Origin of the sequence: Actinomadura sp. BRA 177, from assembly GCF_013372625.1 — a bacterium.
In the GTDB taxonomy this organism is placed as follows: Bacteria; Actinomycetota; Actinomycetes; order Streptosporangiales; family Streptosporangiaceae; genus Spirillospora.
This window is the reverse complement of record NZ_JABXFD010000194.1, coordinates 1-3292: the sequence shown is the minus strand read 5'-3', so window position 1 is coordinate 3292 and position 3292 is coordinate 1. Positions and strand designations below refer to the sequence as shown.

Here is a 3292-nt window from a genome sequence, read left to right as displayed (position 1 = left end):
GTTCTGGAGGTGGCGCGCGAGGGCGAGAGCGGTGAACACGACGGTCAGGGGGGCTTCGATCGCGTCGCGGGTGCGGTGGAACATGGGCTTGGCCTGCTGGTCCGTCTTGGACCTTCGGATGGACTGCTCGCCGGGCCCCAGGGCGTGGTCGGAGGTGACCTGCCCCCTTGGGGTCATGGCGCCGGCGGGGGTGCTTGTGACGTCGCCCCTTGGCCCTCCTGTGCCGCGGGCCCGTACGTGGCCCTGCGCGGCCAGCACGCGAGCGACCTCGGCGGCCGATGGACGCTCGCCCGGCTGGCTCGCGCGGCAGCGCCCCGCGAGCCCGGCCAGCTCCGCGGGCAGCCCGTCCGCCGGCGGAGCGTCCGGCAGGCATGCGGCCAGGATGACGCCGAATGCCAGCACATCATCGCCCTGCCCGGCCTCCTCGTCCCGCACGTCTCCGGTGACGCCGAGCCCGAGGAGCTTCACCCCGTCCTCCGTGAGGAACACCTGCGCGGGCCTCAGATCGCCGTGGACGACTCCGCAGGTGTGGACGGCCGCCAGTGCGTCGGCGACCTGCGCGCACACGGCGGCGGCCTCCTGCGCGCACGGCAGGCCGCGTTCCAGCCGCGCCGCCAGGGACTCGCCGGCCAGGTACTCGGTCACGACATAGGTGAGGGAGTCCCCGCCGGACCCTTCGGCCTCGCCGTAGTCGTAGGTGGTCACGATGTTGGGGTGGGCGAGCGCGGCGGCGGCGCGGGCGGAGTCCCGCAGCCGGCGCCGCAGCGCGCGCTGCGACCGCCGGACGCCCACGAGCGCCACCGCGACGCGGCGGGCGAGCAACTCGTCGTGCGCGCGCCACACCTGGGCGGGGCCGCGCCGTCCGACGCGGCGTTCCATGCGGTAGCGGCCGTCCAGCCGGAATCCTGGGTCCACGGGACCTCCCCTCGGGCGCGGGGACGGTGTTGTCGCCGCTCAGCAGTACGCAGCGCGCAGCGGAACGGATCGGTCCACGGGCGGACGGCGTCGACGGACGCCCGCGCACGGATCCGCGGGCGAAAAGTTCGGATCGACCGGGTTTCGGCTCGTGGCCGGAGCAGGCCAGCGCGGCATCTTGCCGTTCTCGCGCGGATGTGCGTCCACCGGGACGGACGGTCAAGGGCGGGTCGGCTTCGCGCAGGCCGCGAACCGGAGAAGTCCCAGGAGAGACCCCGGACATTGAAAAGCGGCGCCGGGTGGATACGGGGGCAATCCACCCGGCGCCGCATCATCGGTGTTCCGACGGGGGCCCGGAACACCGGCACGGGCGCTCCGACGGGGGACCAGAGCGCCGGTACAAATCGTACACCGAAACCCCCCGCGGTTAGTCAAGAGAATGTCACGACCCGATTTCCGGTCGCTGTCCGGAATCGGGCTTCTGTCCCGACTCCAGGTCCGATCCGGGGTGCTCGGGCTTCGCCCGGGCGTCGAAAGCGGCCGAGGCCGTCGGCTCGCGCCCCCCGTTCGCGAAGATCACCGCGATGTAGGGGAGCAGCGCGGCGCCGGCCACCATGAGCACCGCCAGCCACCACGGCGCGCCCGCGACCGCGGCGACGACCGCGCCGACGAAGCACAGGGTGCGCACTCCCATGGAGATCAGGTACCGGCGCTGCCGGTAGCCGATGTCCTCCGACATGGGCCGGGGAGCGTCGGTGACCGTGTAGATCTCCGGCTCCCGGTGGTGGCGGGGATTGACCTTCACCTTTCCACGGTAAGCCCATGGAGTCGGACCTGCGACAGCAGACGGGGCAAAACCTCGCATCGGGAGGAACGAGATGACCGATCGCACGTACCGGGTGACGGAGATCGTGGGGACCTCCCCGGAGTCCGTCGAGACCGCGATCCGCAACGGCCTCAGGCGCGCCTCGGAGACCCTCCGCCACCTGGACTGGTTCGAGGTGGGCGAGGTCCGCGGCCAGATCGAGGACGGCGAGGTCGCCCACTTCCAGGTGACGATGAAGGTCGGCTTCCGCCTGGAGGACACCTGACCCCGTGGACGACTGACCCCGCGTGCGTGCGGGGCCCGCCCCGGCCGGGGCGGGCCCCGCACGACGTCAGGACGCCTGGGAGACGGTGGACATGTTGAAATCCGGGACCCGGACGGGCGGCATGGCCGCCCGGGTGAAGTAGTCGGACCATTCGCGCGGCAGCGTCGGGCCGGTCTCGCCCACCTCGGCCAGCCGTGACAGCAGGTCGACGGGGCTCTCGTTGAAGCGGAAGTTGTTCACCGCGCCGACGACCTCGCCGTCCTCGACCAGGTAGACGCCGTCGCGGGTGAGGCCGGTCAGGAGCAGGCTCTGCGGGTCGACCTCGCGGATGTACCACAGGCAGGTCAGCAGCAGCCCGCGCTCGGTGCGGGCGACCATCTCCTCCAGCGTGGCGCCGCCGTCGGGGCCGACCAGGGCCAGGTTGTCGACGGGCGGGGTGGCGGGCAGGCCGGTGCGGTCCGCCGAGTGGCGGGTCTGGGTGAGGGAGGTGAGCTCCCCATCCCGGATCCAGTCGGTGGCGGTGAGCGGGAGGCCGTTGTCGAACACCGACGACTCGCGGCCGGAGGCGTGCGCGACGACGAACGGGGCGCATTCCATGCCGGCGGCGGCCGGGTCGCTGGACAGCGTGACGGGCAGGGGCGCGAGCCGCTCCCCGACGCGGGTGCCGCCGCCGGGGGCGCTGAACACCGTCCGGCCGTCGTGGGCGTCCTGCGCGCCCGCCGACCAGTACAGGTAGATCATCAGGTCGGCGACGGCGGACGGCGGCAGGATCGTCTCGTAGCGCCCGGCGGGCAGGTCGACGCGCCGCTCGCCCCAGTCGAGCCGCCGGGCGAGGTCGCCGGTGAGGGCGGCGACGTCCACGTCGGTGAAGTCGCGGGTGCCGACGCCCGCCCACGCCGAGCCGCCCGCGCCCTTGGCGTTCAGCTCCAGCAGCCCGGTCGGCTGGTCGTGCCGCAGCCGCAGCCCCGCCGACGTCCCGAGGAACGTGGAGGTCAGGACGTGGTTGGCGAACCCGTACAGGCGGCGGTCGCCGGCCTGCGCGGCGGCGAACGCCTCGCCGAGCGCGGGCGCGAACCCCTCGAACACGCCGATGCCGGTCTCGGCGGGGTCGTCGTCCCACCCGCCGGCGCCGGCCGGGCCCTCCGCGCCGGCCGGCCGGCCCGCTCCTCCGGTCTACGTTCGACGCGGCCCACGCTCGGGAGCGTCAATCACGCTGAGCTAGCCGCAGAGCACGATCGACCTCCAGTTCATATCGAACATACCGCACCATCGCAAACTAACACCAT

At 73.2% G+C, this 3292-nt stretch carries 3 protein-coding genes and 1 pseudogene; 1 reads left to right on the top strand and 3 read right to left on the bottom strand.

Annotated features, from left to right (window positions below; genetic code table 11):
- Both HUX53_RS06770 and HUX53_RS06765 read right to left on the bottom strand, forming a co-directional pair.
- Positions 1–915: protein kinase (locus tag HUX53_RS06770; protein WP_176402303.1), on the bottom strand; the 915-nt coding region annotated here is incomplete at its 3' end.
- A gap of 442 nt (positions 916–1357) precedes the next feature.
- Positions 1358–1720, bottom strand: a complete 363-nt coding sequence (locus HUX53_RS06765) for a DUF3099 domain-containing protein (protein ID WP_309237087.1) — start codon at positions 1718–1720, stop codon at positions 1358–1360.
- A 73-nt stretch (positions 1721–1793) separates the two neighbouring features.
- Here HUX53_RS06765 and HUX53_RS06760 point away from each other — a divergent pair, with 73 nt between their 5' ends.
- Positions 1794–2006 (top strand): dodecin, encoded by a 213-nt coding sequence (locus HUX53_RS06760; protein WP_176402301.1) that lies wholly within the window; start codon positions 1794–1796, stop codon positions 2004–2006.
- Positions 2007–2072: 66 nt separating this feature from the next.
- Here HUX53_RS06760 and HUX53_RS06755 read toward each other — a convergent pair.
- Positions 2073–3140, bottom strand: a pseudogene (locus HUX53_RS06755) (metallopeptidase TldD-related protein); the annotation flags it as partial.
- Between the last annotated feature and the right edge of the window lie 152 nt (positions 3141–3292).

What these genes read in the sequence shown, in the direction of transcription:
- HUX53_RS06760 (WP_176402301.1), top strand. Translation starts at nt 1,794, where the DNA reads ATGACCGATCGCACGTACCGGGTGACGGAGATCGTGGGGACCTCCCCG.